This window comes from Pseudomonas sp. GD04091 (assembly GCF_029836165.1).
GTDB lineage: Bacteria > Pseudomonadota > Gammaproteobacteria > Pseudomonadales > Pseudomonadaceae > Aquipseudomonas.
In genome coordinates, this window is record NZ_JAOEBG010000038.1 from 1 (window position 1) to 20,973 (window position 20,973).

A 20,973-nucleotide genomic window follows, 5' to 3' on the forward strand; every position below is an offset into this window, starting at 1 on the left:
CCCTTTCGCGACGCCAGGCCGCTCCCACAGGGTCGAGTTAAATCAATAGATTACGAATTTTCCATCAGAGCGGCCCATACCGGTAGTCACGGCTCGACCCTGACCACGCAGTTGCGCCCGGCATGCTTGGCCCGGTACAGCGCTTCGTCCGCCGCGCTGGCCATGGTCAGCGCGTCGAGCTCGTGGTCCAGCTGCACCACTCCGGCGCTGAAGGTGCACTGCAGGTCATGGGGCTGGGCGGGATAGTGGATTTCGGCGAATCGCCGGCGGATCTCGTCCAGCACCTTGTGGGCGGCCTCGAGCCCGGTGCCGGGCATGACGATGGCGAACTCCTCGCCGCCATAGCGGCCGATGAAGTCGGTCTTGCGCAGCCGCTGTTTGAGGAACAGCGCCAGGCTCTTGATCACACGGTCGCCCATCGGGTGGCCATGGCGGTCGTTGATCTTCTTGAAGTGGTCGATGTCGAGCATGGCGAAGCTCAGCGGCTGCGCTTCGCGGCGGGCGCGGAAGCTGCAGTCCTCGAGCAGTTGCAGGATATGGGTATGGTTGTACAGCCCGGTGAGGCTGTCGCGCACCATCCGCGCCTTGAGGTGGCGGGCGCGGGCGGCGCGGTTGCGCACGGTGGTGATCAGGTGGCGGGCGCGGATCGGCTTGGTGAGGAAGTCGTCGCCGCCTTCGCTCATGGCATCGAGCTGCTTGTCCAGGTCGTCCTCGGCCGACAGGTAGATGATCGGCACGCTGACGTAGCGATCGTTATGGCGGATCACCTTGGCCAGTTCGGTGCCGGTGCACTCGGGCATGTACATGTCGAGGATGATCAGGTCGGGCTGGAAGTCCGCCAGCTCGCTCATGGTGCGGATCGGCTCGGTGAGCGTACGGGTGATGATTCCGGCGCTGTTGAGCAGGCGCTCGGTGTGCATGGCCTGGGCGCGCGAGTCGTCGATCACCAGTACGCGGAACGGATCGTACTGGGTGGCGCTGGTCAGCAGTTCGAGCTTCTCCAGCAGGCTGGAGGCGTCCAGGGTGCCGGTGAGAAACTCCTGGCCGCCGGCACGCACGGCGGCCAGGCGGGTGGGGGTGTCGGTTTCGTGCAGGCTGAAGAACAGCAGTGGCACCGGCAACTCCAGGCCTTGCTGGGCCTGGGCCGCCAGCTGCAGGCCGCTGCCGGGACCGGTGAAGTCGACATCCATGACGATGGCCGAAGGCAGGCGTTCGCTCATCGATGCCCGGAACGCCTCGGCGCTGAACAGCGCCTGCACGGTCAGGCCGAAGAACTCCAGTTGCTGGGCCAGGCGCTCGGCGCGTTCGTGGTCCTGCAGCACGACGTACACCGGCTTGCGCAGCGGCGGCAGGGGCACGTTTTCGAGCTGGTCGCCCTTGCGCAGGCCGGTGCGTGACAGACGCTGCATCAGGCGGTTGAGTTCGCTGATCAGTTCGGAGTTGAGCCGGGCGCTGTTGGCCTCGATGGCGCGCAAGGTCTGGCCGATGGCCGACGACAGGCTGCCGTGCTCGGGCTGCTCGAACCGCTCGGCATAGCGTTGCAGGCGCAGGTTGGCCTCGCACAGCTCGCCCAGGTCACCGTTGGACCACTCGCCACGCTGCAGGCGCTGCCAGATCTCGAGCATCTGCCGGGCCTGGTGGATCACTCGCTGGGCAAAGTGCTGCTTGAGGCGTTCGTGGCTCGGCTCGGCTGGCTGGGTCATGTCCTGACTACTTATTAGTGGGAGGGCGCAGGTTCAATGATGGCTCTATGCTAGCACCGCTTTTCCGACAAGCGAGTGCGTCGGGTCAACAAAGTGTTCAGGGACCATTATTCAGTTGGCGACCCGTTGGTCGCTTATACGAATGGCGGCGTCTGCTTTATAGTGCTGTGACGTGGGTTTGTCGTGGCACCCTGGCCGAGGCCTGCGGTCCAACCCCTGAACCGTTCGTGACTGATTAAGGACAATGCCATGCTGGATTGGAAAAATCGCGAGGCCAAGGCCGAGCCCCGTGAGCGGGTCGATACCCGTGGCGCCGCCACCCGTAGCTACCTTGGCGGCCTGTGGAGCCGCGCGCTGGGCACCCTGATCGGCCTCTACCTGCTGGTGTGCATCGGCCTGGGCTGGTACTGGAGCCAGGAGCCGGAGCTGTTCCCGGTGCAGCAGAACGCCCAGGCCTCGGCCGAGCGCAACGGCCAGCAGATGGTGGTCGGCTACACCACCGTCGAAACCCTCAAGACCGTCGCCGGTACCTTGCTCGACAAGCCGGGCGGCTACATTTCCAACGACCGCTTCCCGCCAGGGCTGTGGATGGACAACATGCCGAGCTGGGAGTACGGCGTGCTGGTCCAGGTGCGCGACCTGTCCCGCGCCCTGCGCAAGGACTTCGCCCGCTCCCAGTCGCAATCGACCGAGGACGCCGACCTGGCCAAGGCCGAGCCGCGCTTCAACTTCGACAACAAGAGCTGGATCCTGCCGTCGAGCGAGTCGGAGTTCGAGGAAGGCATCAAGTCGCTGAATCGCTACCAGGTTCGCCTGGCCAAGGGTGACCAGGGCGCGATCTTCTACACCCGCGCCGATAACCTGAACAACTGGCTGGGCGATGTCGCCACCCGCCTGGGCTCGCTGTCGCAGCGCCTGTCGGCCAGCGTCGGCCGGGTCAAGCTCAACAACACCCTGAAGACCGAGTCCGTGGCCCCGGGCCAGGCGCCGCAGGTCGACGAGGAAGTGGTCGAGACCCCGTGGCTGCAGATCGACAACGTGTTCTACGAGGCCCGCGGCCAGGCCTGGGCGCTGTCGCACCTGCTGCGTGCCATCGAGGTGGACTTCGCCGACGTGCTGGCGAAGAAGAACGCCACGGTCAGCGTGCGGCAGATCATCCGCGAGCTGGAAGCCTCGCAGGAGGCGCTGTGGAGCCCGATGGTGCTCAACGGCAGCGGTTTTGGCATGTGGGCCAACCACTCGCTGGTGATGGCCAACTACATCTCCCGGGCCAACGCCGCGGTCATCGACCTGCGTCAGCTGCTGTCGCAGGGTTGAGATGGCGATCAACCCCGCCGAGGTCGCGCATCGCGCGGCCTCCGACGCCGAGCTGGTGGCCTGGGTCGACGATCACGACCAGTTGCTCGGCGCCCTGCCACGGGCCGAACTGCGTGAGCGTGGCCTGATCGGGCGCTGCACCTTCATCCTGTTGTTCAACAGCGCCGGCGACCTGTGCGTGCACCGGCGCACCCTGAGCAAGGCACTGTATCCCGGTTACTGGGACGTGGCGGCGGGGGGGATGGTCGGCGTGCAGGAGTCCTACGCCGATTCGGCGGCCCGGGAGCTTGCCGAGGAGCTCGGGGTGAGCGGCGTAGAGCTGCGCTTTCACGAAACCTTCTACTTCGAGCAGCCGGGCAACCGCTTGTGGTGCGCGGTGTATTCGGCGGTGTGGGACGGGCCGCTGCGCTTGCAGCCCGAGGAGGTCATCGAGGCGCGGTTCATCAGCGTCGAGCAGGCCCAGGCCGAAAGCGCAAAGCAGCCGTACTGCCCCGACTCGTTGGTGGCGTTGCAGCGGTACCAGGCTGGCCTGATCTGATGGGCTGCGCTGTCCCAGTGGGAGCGGCCTTGCATCGCGAAAGGGCTGCGTAGCAGCCCCAGTGGCCCGAAGGTCGCAAAACTTTCGTAAAATGGCGCAATCCTGTACTTAGCAACAGCCAGATTTATCGTTACACTGCGCGCCCTTTTCGGGCTGTCGCAGGATCTTGCGGCAGTAGCGCCGCCCCTGCCAGAGTGGGGCTTCGCGGTCGGCTCCCGCCGACCAGTTTTTGTCCTCAGCACAGAGGAACAAAAGTGGCCAAGAAAGCTTCTTCCTTCGCCGCCCTTGGCGGTCTTGTTTATTCCACCGATGCCGGTCGGCACTGCCCTGACTGCGGTCAGCCGGTGGACGCTTGTGTCTGCAAGCAGCAGGTCATCCCCGAAGGCGACGGCATTGCCCGTGTGCGCCGTGAAAGCAAAGGCCGTGGCGGCAAGACCGTGACCACCATCACCGGTGTGCCGCTGGCGCTGGAGCCGCTCAAGGAGCTCGCCAGCACGCTCAAGCGCCGCTGCGGCACCGGCGGCGCGCTCAAGGACGGCGTCATCGAAATCCAGGGCGACCACGTCGAGCTGCTGCTCGCCGAGCTGATCAAGCAGGGTTTCAAGGCGAAGAAATCCGGCGGCTGAATGCCGCCGCGCGATTTTTTGTCCAGTGCTTTCTAAACTCGTTCCGGTGGTCAGGGTCTATCCCAGGGCACGGAAGAATCGTCATTTTCAGTATCTACACTGCCTGCGCCCCGAAGCGGGGCAGTGTTATCGACTTTTCATACAGGGGACTTGAATGTCCGTACGACGCACACGCAAAGACGATGGTAGCCAATGGACCGTGGCCGACAGCCGCAGTGTTTATGGCATCCGCCATTGGGGCGCTGGTTATTTCGCCATCAATGATGCCGGGCGCGTCGAAGTGCGCCCCAACGGCCCGGGCAGCGCCCCGATCGACCTGTTCGAACAGGTTCAGGAGCTGCGCCAGAGCGGCCTGTCGCTGCCGCTGCTGGTCCGTTTCCCCGACATCCTGCAGGACCGCGTGCGCCAGCTGACCGGTGCCTTCGACGCCAACATCGCGCGCCTGGACTACCAGAGCCAGTACACCGCGCTGTACCCGATCAAGGTCAACCAGCAGGAGGCGGTGGTGGAGAACATCATCGCCACTCAGAACGTCTCCATCGGCCTGGAGGCGGGTTCCAAGCCCGAGCTGCTGGCGGTGCTGGCGCTGGCGCCGAAGGGCGGCACCATCGTCTGCAATGGCTACAAGGACCGTGAGTTCATCCGCCTGGCGCTGATGGGCCAGAAGCTGGGTCACAACGTGTTCATCGTGATCGAGAAGGAGTCCGAGGTCGCCCTGGTGATCGAGGAAGCCGCGGAGCTGAAGGTCAAGCCACAGGTCGGCCTGCGCGTGCGCCTGTCGTCGCTGGCCTCGAGCAAGTGGGCCGACACCGGGGGCGAGAAGTCCAAGTTCGGCCTGTCCGCCGCCCAGCTGATCTCGGTGGTGCAGCGCTTCCGTGACGCCGGACTCGACCAGGGCATTCGCCTGCTGCACTTCCACATGGGGTCGCAGATCGCCAACCTGGCCGACTACCAGCACGGCTTCAAGGAAGCCATCCGTTACTACGGCGAGCTGCGCGCCCTGGGGCTGCCGGTCGACCACATCGATGTCGGCGGTGGCCTGGGCGTGGACTACGACGGCACCCACTCGCGCAACGCCAGCTCGATCAACTACGACATGGACGACTACGCCGGCGTGGTGGTCGGGATGCTCAAGGAGTTCTGCGATGCGCAGGGCCTGCCGCACCCGCACATCTTCTCCGAGAGTGGCCGCTCGCTGACCGCGCACCATGCCATGCTGGTGATCCAGGTGACCGACGTCGAGAGCCACAACGACGAGGTACCGACCATCGAGAACAAGGAAAGCCTGCCCGAGACCGTGCAGTGGCTGGCCGACCTGCTGGGTCCGACCGACATCGAGATGGTCACCGAGACCTACTGGCGTGCCACCCACTACATGGGCGACGTGGCCGCGCAGTACGCCGATGGCAAGCTGACCCTGGCCGAAAAGGCCCTGGCGGAGCAGTGCTACTTCGCCGTGTGCCGTCGCCTGCACAACTCGCTCAAGGCCCGCCAGCGCTCGCACCGCCAGGTGCTGGACGAACTGAACGACAAGCTGGCCGACAAGTACATCTGCAACTTCTCGGTGTTCCAGAGCCTGCCCGACACCTGGGCCATCGGCCAGGTGCTGCCGATCATCCCGCTGCACCGCCTCGACGAAGAGCCCCTGCGCCGCGCCGTGCTGCAGGACCTGACCTGCGACTCCGACGGCAAGATCAACCAGTACGTCGACGAGCAGAGCATCGAGACCAGCATGCCGGTGCATTCGGTCAAGGATGGCGAGGACTACCTGCTGGGCGTGTTCCTGGTGGGCGCGTACCAGGAGATCCTCGGCGACATGCACAACCTGTTCGGTGACACCGACTCGGTGAACATCTACCAGAACGCCGATGGCAGTGTGTACCACGCCGGTATCGAGACCCACGACACCATCGAGGACATGCTGCGCTACGTGCACCTGTCGCCGGAGGAGCTGATGACCCACTACCGTGACAAGGTGGCCAGCGCACGGATCAGCGCGCGTGAGCGGACCCAGTTCCTCGATGCGCTGCGGTTGGGGTTGACCCGGTCCTCGTACCTGTCTTCGTAAGCTGGGGCCCGCGTTGCGGGCCTTTCGCGACACAAGGCCGCTCCCACAGGATGGCACCGTCCACTGTGGGAGCGGCCTTGCGTCGCGAAATGAGGGCGAAGCCCTCACCGAATTCACATCGAGCAATAGTCCAGTAGCTGTGCACCCTGCCACCACGGCTAACTTTGAATGCAATGTTCAAAGGAGCACGACATGGACAGTCCACGTTCTCGTCTTTTGCGTAGAGGCCGATTTTCCGAACCCGGGCGCCTCTATTTGCTGACAACCACGACCCGTGACCGCAAACCATTGTTTGCTGATTTCAACCTCGCCAGAGTCGTGGTCAATCAGATGCGCCTTTGTGATCAGCAGCATGCTTGTCGCACCTTGGCTTGGGTCTTGATGCCTGACCATGTGCATTGGCTTGTCGAGCTTGGGCACGCCCGCTTGAGCACACTGATGTGTGCGTTCAAATCTCGTAGCAGCAATGCGCTTTACCGTGAGTGTGTCGAGCGGCGGCACATCTGGCAGACCGGTTATCACGATCGGGCATTGCGGCGGGAAGAGGATGTCAAAGCGGTTGCCCGGTACATTGTTGCCAATCCCATTCGTGCGGGGTTGGCCAAGCATGTTGGCGAGTATTCACATTGGGATTGTGTGTGGCTGTAACCCCGCAGGTGAGGGCTTCGCCCTCATTTCGCGACACAAGGCCGCTCCCACAGATGCTGCATATCCCTTGTGGAAATCCCTGCGCCTGTGGGAGCGGCCTTGTGTCGCGATAGCGCCGCAACGCGGCCCCAAGCTTCACCGAATCCAACGATCCCGCAGCTGCAACCGCCACCCCACCCACCCCAGCGTCACCGCCCGCAATGCCATGAAACCCAGGAATGCCAGCCACAACCCATGGTTGCCGAACCCGCGCATGGCAAACGCCACGGGCAGGGCGATCGCCACCGACAGCAGCATCGCATTGCGCATCTCCCGCGCCCGTGTCGCGCCGATGAACAAACCATCGAGCAGGTAGCTCCACACCGCCACCAACGGCAGCACCGCCAGGTATGGCAGGTACGGATACGCCGCCTCGCGCACGCCGGCGATATCGGTCTGCAGGTCGATGAACAGGTGTCCACCGAGCAGGAACAGCACGGCAAAGCCCAGGCTGACGATCAGCGACCAGCCACAGGCGACCACCAGTGCCCGCCTCAAGGTCTCGCGGTCGCGCGCGCCGATGGCGTGGCCGCACAAGGCCTCGACCGCGTGGGCCAGGCCGTCGAGGGCGTAGGCTGTCAGCATCAGGCCATTGAGCAGCAGCGCATTGGCCGCCACCGTCGCTTCACCCAGGCGTGCGCCCTGCAGGGTCAACAGCAAAAACACCAGCTGCAACGCCAGGCTGCGCAGGAAGATGTCGCGGTTCACCGCCAGCAAAGGGCGCCAGGCCTGCCAGCGCCTCAACGCGGCCCACGCTATGTGCCCGGGGTAGGCGCGCAGCGCCGGGCGGGTGAGGGCCAGGCCGAGCAACGCGGCGCTCCACTCGGCGATTACCGAGGCCCGGGCCGAGCCGACCACGCCCCAGTCCAGGCCGAGGACGAACCACAGGTTCAAGACGATGTTCAGCAGGTTGGTGGCCAGCAGGATCGCCAGCGGCGCCCGGGCGTTCTGTGTGCCGAGGAACCAGCCGACCAGGGCGTAGCTGGCCAGCGCCGCCGGCAGGCCGAGCAGGCGGGTGTGGAAGAACGCTTCGGTGGAGGCATGCAGTGCCTCGCTGGGCTGCACCGCGTGCAGCGCCAGCTGGCTGAAGGGCAGGGCGAGCAGGCCGATCAGCAGGGCGAAACCCAGCGCCAGCAGCAGCCCCTGCACCAGCACCTGACGCAGCGCCGCGCCGTCGGCGCGGCCAGCGGCCTGGGCGGCGAAGCCGGTGGTCCCCATGCGCAAGAAACCCATCAGGCCGACCATGAAGGTGAACAGCGTGGCGCCCACCGCCACCGCGCCCAGCTGGTGGGCATGGGGCAGGTGGCCGATCACCGTGCTGTCGACCAGCGCCACCAGCGGCACCGAGACATTGGACAGGATCATCGGCGCGGCCAGGGCCCAGACCTTGTGATGGGTGGGGCGGTCGCGCCAGGCAGTGGACAGAGAAGACATGCGAAGTCCTGAGGAACTCGGGGCTGCTGCGCAGCCCTTTCGCGGCACAAGACCGCTCCTACAGGAAACTGCATGCCCCTGTGGGAGCGGCCTTGTGTCGCGAAAGGCGTGCGCAGCGCGCCCCATAGACGAATGGCCAGCATTCTACCCGCCCGGCAACCAATCCGCGCGAACACGGTCTCACTTGCCGCGCACCGCCGGGAAAGCCTGGCACCGTTGCGCTATAGTTGCCCCCCTTACGTACACGCTGCCGAAGAGTTCTCTCTCAAATGCTCAACAAAGGATTGTTGCTGGCCTGCGCGCTGGCCCTGCTCAGTGCCTGTGATTCGTCCACCCCGGACAAGCCATCGGCGCCCTCCGAAGCCGCCACCGTTGCCGCGCCGGTCGAGACGAAAACGGCCAGCCGCGAAGACCCGGCCGTGCTCGCCAAGCGCTATGCCGGCCGCGAGCTGACCGTGCTGGACGTCTCGGAAGTGCAGCTCGACGGTGCCAGCACCCTGTCGGTCAGCGTCTCCGCGCCGCTGGATGCCAACCAGGACTTCACCACCAAGCTGCACCTGGTCGACACCGTCAAGGGCAAGGTCGACGGCGCCTGGGAGCTCTCCGACAACCAGATGGAACTGCGCCTGCGCCACCTGGAACCGCAGCGCAAGATGGTCCTGACCATCGACAAGGGCCTGCTCTCGGTCAACGGCAACCAGCTGCAGGCGGAGTCGGTCAGCCGCTTCGAGACCCGCGACATGCAGCCCACCGTGGGCTTCGCCAGCCGCGGCTCGCTGCTGCCCACCCGCCTGGCCGAAGGCCTGCCGGTGATCGCCTTGAACGTCGACAAGGTCGATGTCGAGTTCTTCCGCATCAAGCCGGACATGCTCTCCAGCTTCCTGGTCAACTGGGGCCGCAACAGCAGCCTGTACTACTACCAGTCCAAGGAAACCCTGGAGATGGCCGAGCTGGTCTACAGCGGTCGCTTCGACCTCAACCCGGCGCGCAATACCCGTGAGACCGTGCTGTTGCCGATCGCCGGGATCAAGCCGCTGCAGGAGCCGGGTGTGTACCTGGCGGTGATGCGCGCCTCGGGCACCTATGACTATTCGCAGCCGGCGACCCTGTTCACCCTGAGCGACATCGGCGTCTCCGCGCACCGCTACCGCGACCGCCTGGACGTGTTCAGCCAGGCCCTGGAGGGCGGCAAGGCGCTCAAGGACGTCACCCTCGAACTGCACGACGACAAGGGCAAGCTGCTGGCCCAGGCCAAGACCGACGGCGACGGTCATGCCCAACTGCCGATCACCGCCAAGGCCGACACCCTGATCGCCACCCAGGGCGTGCACACCACACTGCTGCGCCTGAACACCGCGGCCCTGGACCTCGCTGAGTTCGACATCACCGGCCCTCAGGCCAACCCGTTGCAGTTCTTCATCTTCGGCCCGCGTGACCTCTATCGCCCGGGCGAGACCGTGCTGCTCAACGGCCTGCTGCGCGACCAGGACGGCAAGCCGGTCAAGGCCCAGCCGGTGAATGTGGAAGTGCGCCGCCCGGACGAGCAGGTCAGCCGCAAGTTCGTCTGGGAGGCTGACCAGAACGGCCTGTTCCAGTACCAGCTGCAACTGGCCACCGAGGCCCCGACCGGTCGCTGGCAGCTGCTGCTCGATCTGGGCGGTGGCCGCAAGCAGGTCTACGAATTCCTCGTCGAGGACTTCCTTCCCGAGCGCCTGGCGCTGGAGCTCGAGGGCAGCAGCACGCCGCTGGCGCCGGATGAGACCGCCGCCATCCAGGTCAATGGCCGATACCTCTACGGCGCGCCGGCCGCCGGCAATCGCCTCAGTGGCCAAGCCTACGTGCGCCCACTGCGCGAAGCGGTCAAGGCGCTGCCGGGCTATCAGTTCGGCGCGGTCACCGAGACCGACCTGAACCAGGACCTGGAGCTGGACGAAGTCACCCTCGACTCGAACGGCAAGGCCCGCATCGACATCGAAAGCCGCTGGGCCGAGGCCCGTTCGCCACTGCAACTGACCGTGCAGGCCAGCCTGCAGGAGTCCGGCGGCCGGCCGATCACCCGCCGCCTGGAGCAGCCGATCTGGCCCGCCGAGCGCCTGCCGGGCCTGCGCGGTCTGTTCGATGGCGAGGAAACCGACAGCGACGGCCCGGTGGAATTCGAGTTCCTGGTGGCCGACCGCGACGGCCGCAAGCTGGCCGCCGACAACCTGAAGGTGCGCCTGATTCGCGAGCGTCGCGACTACTACTGGAACTACTCGCAGAGCGACGGCTGGAGCTACAACTACAACGAGAAGTTCCTCACCCAGGCCGAAGAGACCGTCAGCGTGAAAGCCGGCTCCACCGCCAAGCTGAACTTCCAGGTGGAATGGGGCCCGTACCGCGTCGAAGTGGAAGACCCGCAGACCGGCCTGGTGTCCAGCGAGCGCTTCTGGGCCGGCTATCGCGCCCAGGACAACGCCGAAGGCGGCGCCGTGCGCCCCGACCAGGTCAAGATCGCCCTGGACAAGCCCGCCTACCAGGACGGTGGCACCGCCAAGGTCACCGTCACCCCGCCGGCCGCCGGCAGTGGCTACCTGATGATCGAGTCCGCCGATGGCCCGTTGTGGTGGCAGGAGATCGAAGTGCCGGCCGAGGGCAAGACCTTCGATGTCGAGCTGGACAAGAAATGGGCGCGGCACGACCTGTACATCAGTGCCCTGGTGCTCCGCCCGGGCGAGCGCAAGGCCAACGCCACGCCCAAGCGCGCGGTGGGCGTGCTGCACCTGCCGCTGGACCGCGCCGAGCGCAAGCTGGCCGTGTCGCTGCAGGCTCCGGAGAAGATGCGACCCAAGCAACCGCTGACCGTGAAGGTCAAGGCGGTCAACGCCGACGGCAGCGTGCCGAAACAGGTGCACGTGCTGCTGTCCGCGGTGGACGTGGGCATCCTCAACATCACCGATTTCAAGACCCCCGACCCGTTCGCCAGCCTGTTCGGGCGCAAGGCCTACGGCGCCGACCAGCTGGATATCTACGGTCAGCTGATCGAAGCCGGCCAGGGTCGCCTGGCCAGCCTGGCCTTTGGTGGTGACGCCGCCATGGCCAAGGGCGGCAAGCGCCCGAACACCACGGTGACCATCGTCGCCCAGCAGAGCCTGCCGGTGACCCTCGACGACAAGGGCGAAGGCCAGGCCACGGTCGATATCCCCGACTTCAACGGCGAACTGCGCCTGATGGCCCAGGCCTGGACCGAGGAACACTTCGGCATGGCCGAAGGCAAGACCGTGGTCGCCGCACCCCTGATCGCCGAGCTGTCCGCGCCGCGCTTCCTGGCCGGCGGCGACCGCACCAGCCTGGCGCTGGACCTGGCCAACCTGTCCGGCCGTGCCCAGCAACTGACCGTGCAACTCGCCGCCGAAGGACAGCTGAGCCTGGCCGCTGGCGCGTCGCAAAGCGTTGCCCTCGCCGAGGGCCAGCGCACCACGCTGATGATCCCGGTGCAGGCCCAGGGTGGCCTGGGCCAGGGCAAGGTGCGCGTGCAGGTCAATGGCCTGCAACTGCCGGGCGAGCCGGCCAACGCTTTCCAGCGTGAGTGGACCCTGGGCGTGCGTCCGGCCTACCCGGCGATGCTCAAGCACTACCGCGTGGCCCTCAAGGACCAGCCCTGGAGCCTGCCGGACAGCGACCTGGCCGAGTTCGAGGCGGCCGGCCTCGAAGCCAGCCTGGCGCTTTCCAGCCGCCCGCCGCTGAACCTGGGCGAGCAGATCCGCGCCCTGGAAGCCTACCCCTACGGTTGCCTGGAGCAGACCACCAGTGGCCTGTACCCGTCGCTGTACGCCGACGCCGACAGCCTCAAACGCCTGGGGATCAAGGGCGAGCCGGCCGATGTGCGCAAGCGCAAGATCGAGATGGGCATCGAGCACCTGCTGGGCATGCAGCGCTACAACGGCAGCTTCGGCCTGTGGGGCTCGGACAGCGAGGAAGAGTACTGGCTGACCGCCTATGTCACCGACTTCCTGCTGCGCGCCCGCGAGCAAGGCTACGGCGTGCCGGCCGAAGCGTTGAAGAAGGCCAGTGAGCGCCTGCTGCGTTATGTGCAGGAGCGCAACCTGATCGAAGTCGACTACAGCCAGAACGCCGACCATACCCGTTTCGCCGTGCAGGCCTACGCCGGCCTGGTGCTGGCGCGCAGCCAGCAAGCGCCGCTGGGTGCCCTGCGCGCTCTGTTCGAGCGCCGCGCCGACGCCCGCTCCGGCCTGCCGCTGGTACAGCTGGCGGTGGCGCTGGACAAGATGGGCGACAAGCAGCGTTCGCAACAGGCGCTGCAGGCGGGCCTGGCCGTCAGCCGTGGCAAAGGCTGGATGGCTGACTACGGCAGCGCCCTGCGCGACCAGGCGCTGATTCTGGCCCTGCTGCAGGAGAACAACCTGGCCGGCAACCAGGTCGACCAGCGTCTGTTCGCGCTCTCCGACGAACTGGCCGCCAACCGCTGGCTGTCCACCCAGGAACGCAATGCCCTGTTCCTCGCCGGCCGTGGCCTGCTGGGCAAGCCGGAAGGCAACTGGACGGCACGCCTGGACAGCGCGGGAGAGGTTCGCGAGTTCAACAACGCCGACTCGGGCATGAAGCTCGAAGGCCCGCTACTGGCCTCGCCGCTGACCGTGCAGAACCAGAGTGGCGACACCCTGTACCAGCAGCTGACCTTGTCCGGTTACCCGCGCCAGGCCCGGGCCGCCAGCGGCAACGGCATGGAGATCCGCCGCGAATACCTGGGCATGAACGGCCAGCCGCTGGATGTGCGCAACCTGCGCAGCGGCGACCTGGTGCTGGTGCACCTGGCGCTCAAGGCTCAGGACCAGGTGCCGGATGCCCTGGTGGTGGACTTGCTGCCGGCGGGCCTGGAGCTGGAAAACCAGAACCTGGCGCAGAGCGCCGCCAGCCTGGACAACGCCAGCAGCGCGGTGAAGCAGTGGCGCGAGTCGATGCAGAACGCCAGCGTGGTGCACCAGGAGTACCGTGACGACCGCTATGTGGCCGCGCTCAAGCTCGACAGCTACGGCACCACCCACCTGCTGTACCTGGCCCGCGCGGTGACCCCAGGCAGCTACCGCATCCCGCCGCCGCAGGTGGAATCGATGTACCGGCCGAACCTGCAGGCGATCGGCGAGAGCCAGGGCGAGATGGTGGTGCGCGCCCGCTGAGGCAACGCACCCCTTGTAGGAGCGGCCTTGTGTCGCGAAAGGGCCGCGCAGCGGCCCCCCGATCTCGACGTCAATGCGAGAATCGCTGGGGCTGCTACGCAGCCCTTTCGCGACACAAGGCCGCTCCTACACCGGGCTGCGCAGGGCGTTCAATGGACGACCCAACTCAACACCCACAACCCCAGCAACGCCCAGATGATCCCGAGTATGATCGACGCCCGCATGAACGCGCGGACCGCCGAGTACAACAGCATCAGGCCGACGATGAGTGCCAGGATGCTGACCAGCGAGGTGTCCATGCCCAGCGTGCGCGCCAGACCGTCGATGAAATTGCCACCGGCGTTGGCCAGCAGGTTGAACAACCCGCTCAGGCCGTCGACGATGAAACGGATCAACGAACCCAGCGCCTGGCCCAGCCACTCGAAAAAACCTTCTACATGCATAGTCGCTTCCTGATCAACGAATCGGCGATTCCCAGCCTTTGGCCATGCACAGGCCCGCTCGGTTCCCGATGCCTAGCTTAGCGCGCCCGCGCCTGCCGAGGCTGCTGCGGCGTGTCGCCGTCGCGTTGCTGGTGGCCATGGCCCTGCTGTGGCTGGCCGACCGCATCTGGCCGTTGCCCATGCCGGGCGACGACCTGGCGCGGGTGGTACTGGCCGAGGACGGCACGCCGCTCTGGCGCTTCGCCGACGCCGAAGGTGTGTGGCGCTATCCGGTCAGCCCGGACGAAGTCTCGCCGCTCTACCTCGAAGCCTTGCTCGCCTACGAGGACCGCTGGTTCTATCAGCATCCCGGGGTGAATCCCATGGCCCTGGCCCGGGCGGCCTGGCTCAACCTGCGTGGCGGCCGGGTGGTGTCCGGTGGCAGCACACTGTCGATGCAGGTGGCCCGGTTGCTCGATCCACACGATCGCACCTTGCCCGGCAAGCTGCGCCAGCTGTGGCGCACGGCGCAGCTCGAGTGGCACCTGTCCAAGGCCGAGATCCTGCAGCTCTATCTCAACCGCGCGCCGTTCGGCGGCACCCTGCAGGGCGTGGCGGCGGCCAGCTGGGCCTACCTGGGCAAATCGCCGAAACACCTGACCCCGGCCGAGGCCGCGTTGCTCGCCGTGCTGCCCCAGGCGCCGAGCCGCCTGCGCCCGGACCGTCATCCCGAACGCGCCCAGCGGGCCCGGGACAAGGTGCTGCAGCGTCTGGCCGAGTACCAGGTGTGGCCGGCCCGGCGCATCGACGAGGCCCGCGAAGAGCCACTGTTGCTGGCGCCACGCCAGGAGCCGGCGCTGGCACCCTTGCTGGCCCGGCGGCTGAACACGCCGAACAGCCCGCCGCTGATCCGCACCACCCTCGACGCCGCCCTGCAACGCCGCCTCGAAGACCTGTTGCTGGGCTGGCGCGCTCGCCTGCCGGAGCGCACCTCGGCGGCGCTGCTGGTGGTGGAGACCCAGAGCATGGCGGTGCGCGCCTACCTGGGCTCGATCGACCTGAGCGACGCGCGCCGCTTCGGCCATGTGGACATGATCCATGCCTTGCGCTCGCCCGGGTCGACGCTCAAGCCGTTCCTCTATGCCATGGCCATGGACGACGGCCTGATCCACTCCGAGTCGCTGCTGCAGGATGTGCCCCGGCGCTATGGCGACTACCGTCCCGGCAATTTCTCCATGGGCTTCAGCGGCCCGGTGTCGGCCAGCTCGGCGCTGGCGCTGTCGCTCAACCTGCCGGCGGTGCAGCTGCTCGAGGCCTATGGCCCGAAACGCTTCGCCGCGCAGATGCGCATGGGCGGCATGCCGCTGGTGCTGCCGCCGCTGGCCGAGCCGAACCTGTCGCTGATTCTTGGCGGCGCCGGCAGCCGGCTGGAGGATCTGGTCGGTGGCTACGCCGCGTTCGGCCGTGGCGGCAACAGCGCGAAGATTCGTCTGCAGCCCCAGGACCCGCTGGTGGAGCGGCGGCTGTTGTCGCCGGGCTCGGCCTGGATCACCCGGCGCATCCTCAGCGGCCAGGCCCGCCCGGACCGCGACCCGCACGCCGAGCTGGTGCAGCGCCCGCAGCTGGCCTGGAAGACCGGTACCAGCTACGGCTTTCGCGATGCCTGGTCGGTGGGGGTCGGCCCGCGCTACCTGATCGGCGTGTGGATCGGTCGCCCCGATGGAACCCCGGTGCCGGGCCAGTTCGGCCTGGCCTCGGCGGCGCCGCTGATGCTGCAGGTGCATGACCTGCTGAGCAACCGTGACAGCCAGCGCGGTATCGAGGCGCCGGTGGAGCCGGTGCCGGCGTCGGTGGGCGTGGCGGCGATCTGTTGGCCATTGGGCCAGCCGATGAGTCGCCAGGATCCCAACTGCCGCCGCCAGCGTTTCGCCTGGACCCTGGACGGCACCACCCCGCCGACCTTGCTGGCGGCCGACCAGCCCCTGGGCCTGGGGTTGCGCGAGACCGTTTGGCTCGACGACCAGGGCTTGCGTGTCGATGCCAGTTGCACCGGGGCCAAGGCCCATGACATCGCCCTGTGGCCGGCGCCGCTGGAGCCCTGGTTGCCACGGGCCGAACGCCGTGCGGCGCGGCTACCGGCCGTGGATCCGGCCTGCCCGCCACAACAGGTGGCCAGCGCGCCGCCGTTGTCGATCGTCGGCGTGCGCGCCGGCGACAACCTGCGTCGCCCGGCCACCAGCCATGAGCCGCTGCAGTTGCGGGTGTCGGCCTTGGGGGGCGCGGGGCGGCGCTGGTGGTTCCTCAACGGCCAGCCCCTGGGCGAAACCCAGGGGCAGGACAGCTTGCCGGTGCGTTTCGAACAGGCGGGCAGCATCGAGTTGAGTGCGCTGGATGAGAGCGGTGAGACGGCGCGGGTGGCGTTTCAGGTCGAGTGAGTCGACCTCGTATCCTCGAACCGCGGAGCGCCTGCTTCGCGGGTAAACCCGCGAAGAGGCCGGCACTGACAGTACAAATCTCAGTGCTTCATGCCGAGCTCGGCATCATCCATCAGCGCCTTGGCCAGCGCGCTCAGGTAATACGACGCCCAGAGCAGTTGAGGCTTTTCCTCCATGATCCCGGTGATGGTCAGGTCACGCACGCAGCCCATCAATTCCGAGGCTTGATCGCGGGCATGCTGGCAGGGAATGCCGGGCTCGATGCAGAACAGCGGGTCGGTCATGCCCTCGCCCTGGTAGAACTTGGTCTTGCCGACAGTAGTCTTGGTGTCGTCTGTGGTCACGGTTGTTCTCCCTGAAAGGGTGGGTGCCTGTGGCTTAATGCGACATCGTCGCCTGATCCGGCATCTGCACCTGAATCAAAGCCGCTTCGAGCAACACACGCAGTGACTCCATCTCATGCATCGACGCCATCATCAGGATGGCGGCAGGCGACCTGGGTTTGAGCTGCACGGCCTGATGGGCCACGGTCAACGCGCACAGGGCGTACTCGGTGGCCTGGATGAGGGTGTCTTCGAGGGAATGAGGGTTGTGGGGTGGGTCGGGGACAATCTTCAGCATGGGAATGGCTCTCTCTAAAGTGAGCCACCACCGACTGCTGTCAAACAAGAGGGTGGCAGCTGTACGTGGGTTGACAGACCGGTGAGAGAACCAAACCCGGCGCACACGAGGTGCCCCACGCACAGCCGCCATAGAGCGAAAGCCATGCGTCAGGTTCTCAGCAGCCTGTCAAAGCCGGTCGCTGATTTTGCAGCGACCGGCCGAGACTAGAGACCAGCCCAGACCACCGCAATGGCTTGAAAGGGGTTCGGATTATGTTTGGGAAATGGACTACAGGGAATGGGGAAAATCTTAATAAGCCGGTGGTCTATTCGAGGCCCTCGCATTTCGCCAGCCACTCGTACTAATGACTTACGACTATGCCTTTGGTGACCGAGCGCCGATCGCACGATGAAACCGCTTGAATACCATAGGTTTGCGCGGCCTCTTCAGCCCCCTGCCACAGGTACTAACACCAAGTTGTGAACTACCCGTTTCGCCCCCCTCGGCTTTCACTTCTGGTTGCAAGAACAATAACCAGCAGCGGGAGTCTTCCCATGAACACTCAAGCGTGGATCAAGGCAGCAACGGCGCTGACGATGATCATGTCCCTGGGCCTCAGCGGTTGCAGCAGCGGTGGTGGCGGGCATCACAGCGAGGTCGACGGCTCCTCGGCCGATGGTGGTGCCGGCGCGGGTGCCGGAGGCACGGATGGAACCGGAGGCGCAGGAGGTACAGGCGGCACGGACGGAACGGGAGGCACGGGTGGTACTGGAGGTACGGGCGGAACGGGAGGCACGGGTGGTACTGGAGGTACGGGCGGTGGTACCACGCCGGGCGATGGCAGCGCTGGCACAGGTGGCGGTACTGGCGGCGGAGGTACAGGTGGTGGCACCACACCCGGTGGCGGTGATGGCGGCACAGGAGGCGGCACGACGCCCAGTGCCCTGGTCACCGGCCAGGTGATCGACCAGTTGGGCAATACCGTTTCCGGGATCGGCGACGGTGTGAGCAACCTCGGCCAGGTCGTCGGCGGCTTACCCATCGCTGGCAATACTTCGCTGACAGGAGGGGTGGGCACGCTGGTCTCGTCCACCGGCAATGCCGTCAACAGTGTCGGCAGTGGCCTGAGCAATGGGCTCGGGCAGCTGGGCACGGGCAACAACGCGGTCGGCACCACGGTCGGCGTGGTCGGCGCCGCCACGGCGAACCTGGGCACCGGCGTTTCCGGCCTCGGACAAGGCGTGGCCGGGCTGGCGAGCAGCGGGCCGGTGGAACAGGTGCCATTGGTCAACCAGGTGGTCGCGGGGGCCGGGCAGGGAGTCGATCGCGTCGGCCAGGCCGTGACCATGCTGGGCAACACACTCACACCGGTCGGCACCAGTGGCCCGCTCGCGGGAGCCACCCAAGGTGTCAGCAATGCCCTGGTGCCTGTGGTTTCGCTGGTGGAGAACAGCACGGCCAACGTCACCCGCCAGACCGGTCTGGCCGCACCGCTGAACCAGACCCTCAGCCAGGTGGGCGGGGCGTTGAGCCAGGCGGGTCAGCAGGTCGCCAGTGCGGGCAACGGTAACCCTCTGACCACCCCGCTCGGGCAACTGGTCGGCAATACCGGCACCACGGTCACCACTGCCAGCGGGCTGGCACCGACCACGGGCGGCCCACGGAGCGGGTTGCTGGAAACGGTCGGCGGCGTGGTGGCCGGCGCAGGCAGCGGGCTGACGAGCAGCACTGGCAATTCCGCGGTGGCCGGTGTCAGCGCCAGCACGGCACAGGCCGGCAACACGGTCGCCAGCCTGGGTACCGTGCTCGGCGGCAATGGCGTGACCAACACCGCTGCCGGCGCGCCGGTTGCGGCCTTGACCCAACAAGTGGGCACGGGCCTGGCCCCGGTCGTCGCGGGCGTGGCCAGCGTGACCCAGCAGGTAGGCGCCAGTACCGGCGCGGGCGCGCCCGTGGCCGGGCTGCTGAACCAGGTGGGCGGCGCGGTCGGCGGCGTCGGCACGCAACTGAGCGGCGCCACGGCCAACCCGGTCGTGAGCCAGGTCGGTGCCACGGTGAGCGCCGCGGGCGGCGCGCTGGGGCAGGCCGGTACGTTGGTCAATGGCGGCTCGGCGCAGCCCGGTGGGCTGGGCGGTGTGCTCAACGGCGTCGGCGGCGCCCTGGCAGGCGGGCAGCGCTGATACGACGGGCTACGCTCTAGGTGAGGTGCCTGCGCGGTCGCGGCCGCGCAGGCATCTGTGCCAACCCTGGATCATGGAGTGTCCTGATGCGTCTACTGCTGGTGACGATGCTGGCGCTGACCTGGGCTGGCCTGGCCCGCGCCGAGCCTCTGCCGAGTTTTCTCAACAGCAACGAAACCGAACGCCGCCTGCCCACGCCCAACCTGCCGGTGGACGCCTACCGCCCAGGCGCGACCAGCCCGCAGGTTCCCACGCCGGATGCCACGGGCCAGCAGCCCCTGCTGATGAGCACCCGCGTGACGGTGCGCAAAGTGCGTTTCGAGGGCGGTACGGTCTATCCCCTGAGCGAGCTGCGCGATCATTACCAGCCGGTGATCGGTCGTGATGTCAGCCTCGCCGAGCTCATCGACATCACCCGCCGCCTGACCCAGCGTTACCAGCAGGATGGCTACCTGCTGTCCTACGCCTACCTGCCGCCCCAGGATTTCGCCGATGGTCGGGTGCGGGTCGTACTGGTGGAAGGCTATATCCGCGATTACCAGGTCGAGGGCGATGTCGGCGGCGCCCGGGCCTATCTGGAAAAGCTGCTGGACAGGCTCAAGGCCGAGCGCCCCCTGACCCGCAAGAGCTTCGAGCGTTACACCAGCCTGGCCGGGCGCATCCCCGGGCTGACCTTCCAGGCCCAGGTCCCGCCACCGGGAACCACCGATGGCGCGACGCGGCTGGTTGCCCAGGTCTCGCGCAAGCCCTTCACCACGACCCTGAGCCTGAACGATGGCAGCCGCGATGACCTGCAGGCGCTGCTGGGCGCCAGCAGCAACGCCCAGACCCGTTTCGCCGAGCAGCTGAGCGCCAGCGTGCTGGTGCCGCCCGGCGAGGACAAGGAACATTACAATCGCCTCGACTACAGCCAGTTCCTCGACGCCGAGGGCTCGCAATTGTTGCTGTCGGCCTCGCGTTACCGCAGCGACCCCAAGGCCCGCATCCGCCTGGACAATGGCATCGACCTGACCCAGCACCGTGAGAACGAACGCTATTCGCTGGGCATCAGCCAGTCGCTGATCGCCTCGCCCAGCGAATGGCTGGAGGTGGTCGGGCGCTTCTACGTGGTCAACGATCGCATCGACTACCAGGTGGTCGGCTATCCGTTGCAGCTGGACAGCCGTACCGACATTCGCGCGCTGTCCTTCGAAGGGGACTGGCGCAAGGCCGAGGCGCGGCGCCTGCGCATACTCAGCGCGGGCGTCTACCAGGGGCTCGATCGCCTGGGGGCAAACACCAACGCCGGCTACGACCTGGATTTCCTGCGCCTGCGGGTTTCGGGCGTGCAGAGCGACAACTTCACCGACAACTGGCAGGGCGTGGCCTCGGCGGCGGCCTACTGGAGCAACGACAGCCTGCCCGACAGCGAGCGCGCGGTGTTCGGCGGGCAGAATTTCGGGCGTGGCTACCCCAGTGACCAGGGCTCGGGGGACAAGGGCTGGGGGCTGGCCTATGAGTTCAACTACAGCGTTCGGCGCGACGCGGGCTGGTTCAAGGTCGTGCAACCGTACGTGGCGCTCGACATGGCAAGGGCCTGGTTCAACGAACTGGACGTGAAGGACACGAAGATGTCGTCGGCTGCGCTGGGGCTGCGGTTTGGCGATGCGCGCTACTACAACATCGCGGTCGAGGTGGCCAAGCCGATGTCGGACATCGCCCTGGACAGTTTCAACCGGCGGCCGCGGCTGAACCTGAGTTTCAGCTATCAATTGTAGGAGCGGCCTTGTGTCGCGAAAGGGCCGCA

The 20,973-nt window shown here is 66.7% G+C and carries 14 protein-coding genes; 9 read left to right on the plus strand and 5 right to left on the minus strand.

Annotation, left to right across the window (positions count from 1 at the left end):
* Positions 1-86 precede the first annotated feature (86 nt).
* On the minus strand, positions 87-1,703 hold the full coding sequence (locus tag N7422_RS26395; protein ID WP_279809284.1) for a diguanylate cyclase: 1,617 nt from the start codon (positions 1,701-1,703) through the stop codon (positions 87-89).
* A gap of 249 nt (positions 1,704-1,952) precedes the next feature.
* On the opposite strand from N7422_RS26395, the gene N7422_RS26400 reads away from it, so the two are divergent.
* The 5 genes from N7422_RS26400 (at position 1,953) to N7422_RS26420 (ending at position 6,900) form a co-directional block, all read left to right on the plus strand.
* Positions 1,953-3,020 carry a DUF2333 family protein gene (locus tag N7422_RS26400; protein ID WP_279809285.1) on the plus strand — a complete coding sequence of 356 codons (1,068 nt, stop codon included), beginning with the start codon at positions 1,953-1,955 and terminating at the stop codon, positions 3,018-3,020.
* 1 nt (position 3,021) lies between these two features.
* On the plus strand, positions 3,022-3,558 hold the full coding sequence (locus N7422_RS26405) for an NUDIX hydrolase (protein ID WP_279809286.1): 537 nt from the start codon (positions 3,022-3,024) through the stop codon (positions 3,556-3,558).
* Between the two features lie 254 nt (positions 3,559-3,812).
* Complete coding sequence (locus N7422_RS26410) at positions 3,813-4,184, plus strand: translation initiation factor Sui1 (RefSeq protein ID WP_110739861.1); 372 nt, start codon at positions 3,813-3,815, stop codon at positions 4,182-4,184.
* A 154-nt stretch (positions 4,185-4,338) separates the two neighbouring features.
* Positions 4,339-6,252, plus strand: coding sequence for an arginine decarboxylase (gene speA, locus N7422_RS26415; RefSeq protein WP_279809287.1), 1,914 nt, complete (start codon positions 4,339-4,341; stop codon positions 6,250-6,252).
* A 192-nt stretch (positions 6,253-6,444) separates the two neighbouring features.
* Positions 6,445-6,900, plus strand: a complete 456-nt coding sequence (locus N7422_RS26420) for a transposase (protein WP_279809288.1) — start codon at positions 6,445-6,447, stop codon at positions 6,898-6,900.
* Positions 6,901-7,035: 135 nt separating this feature from the next.
* Here the strand turns inward: N7422_RS26420 and N7422_RS26425 are convergent, their stop codons facing one another.
* On the minus strand, positions 7,036-8,373 hold the full coding sequence (locus tag N7422_RS26425; protein ID WP_279809289.1) for an MATE family efflux transporter: 1,338 nt from the start codon (positions 8,371-8,373) through the stop codon (positions 7,036-7,038).
* Positions 8,374-8,642: 269 nt separating this feature from the next.
* Between N7422_RS26425 and N7422_RS26430 the strand changes: the two genes are divergently transcribed.
* A complete protein-coding gene (locus tag N7422_RS26430) occupies positions 8,643-13,547 on the plus strand; it encodes an alpha-2-macroglobulin (RefSeq protein WP_279809290.1) in 4,905 nt (1,634 codons plus the stop codon).
* Positions 13,548-13,696: 149 nt separating this feature from the next.
* On the opposite strand, the gene N7422_RS26435 is transcribed toward N7422_RS26430, so the two are convergent.
* On the minus strand, positions 13,697-13,990 hold the full coding sequence (locus tag N7422_RS26435) for a hypothetical protein (protein WP_279809291.1): 294 nt from the start codon (positions 13,988-13,990) through the stop codon (positions 13,697-13,699).
* Positions 13,991-14,058: 68 nt separating this feature from the next.
* On the opposite strand from N7422_RS26435, the gene pbpC reads away from it, so the two are divergent.
* Positions 14,059-16,404, plus strand: coding sequence for a peptidoglycan glycosyltransferase PbpC (gene pbpC / locus N7422_RS26440; protein WP_279809292.1), 2,346 nt, complete (start codon positions 14,059-14,061; stop codon positions 16,402-16,404).
* 80 nt (positions 16,405-16,484) lie between these two features.
* Here pbpC and N7422_RS26445 read toward each other — a convergent pair whose 3' ends face one another.
* Both N7422_RS26445 and N7422_RS26450 read right to left on the minus strand, forming a co-directional pair.
* On the minus strand, positions 16,485-16,748 hold the full coding sequence (locus N7422_RS26445; RefSeq protein ID WP_279809293.1) for a DUF3077 domain-containing protein: 264 nt from the start codon (positions 16,746-16,748) through the stop codon (positions 16,485-16,487).
* A gap of 34 nt (positions 16,749-16,782) precedes the next feature.
* Entirely contained in the window at positions 16,783-17,025 is a 243-nt protein-coding gene (locus tag N7422_RS26450; RefSeq protein WP_279809294.1) for a hypothetical protein, read from the minus strand.
* A 536-nt stretch (positions 17,026-17,561) separates the two neighbouring features.
* On the opposite strand from N7422_RS26450, the gene N7422_RS26455 reads away from it, so the two are divergent.
* Entirely contained in the window at positions 17,562-19,187 is a 1,626-nt protein-coding gene (locus tag N7422_RS26455) for a collagen-like triple helix repeat-containing protein (RefSeq protein ID WP_279809295.1), read from the plus strand.
* Positions 19,188-19,273: 86 nt separating this feature from the next.
* Positions 19,274-20,944, plus strand: a complete 1,671-nt coding sequence (locus N7422_RS26460; protein ID WP_279809296.1) for a POTRA domain-containing protein — start codon at positions 19,274-19,276, stop codon at positions 20,942-20,944.
* The last annotated feature ends 29 nt before the right edge of the window (positions 20,945-20,973 follow it).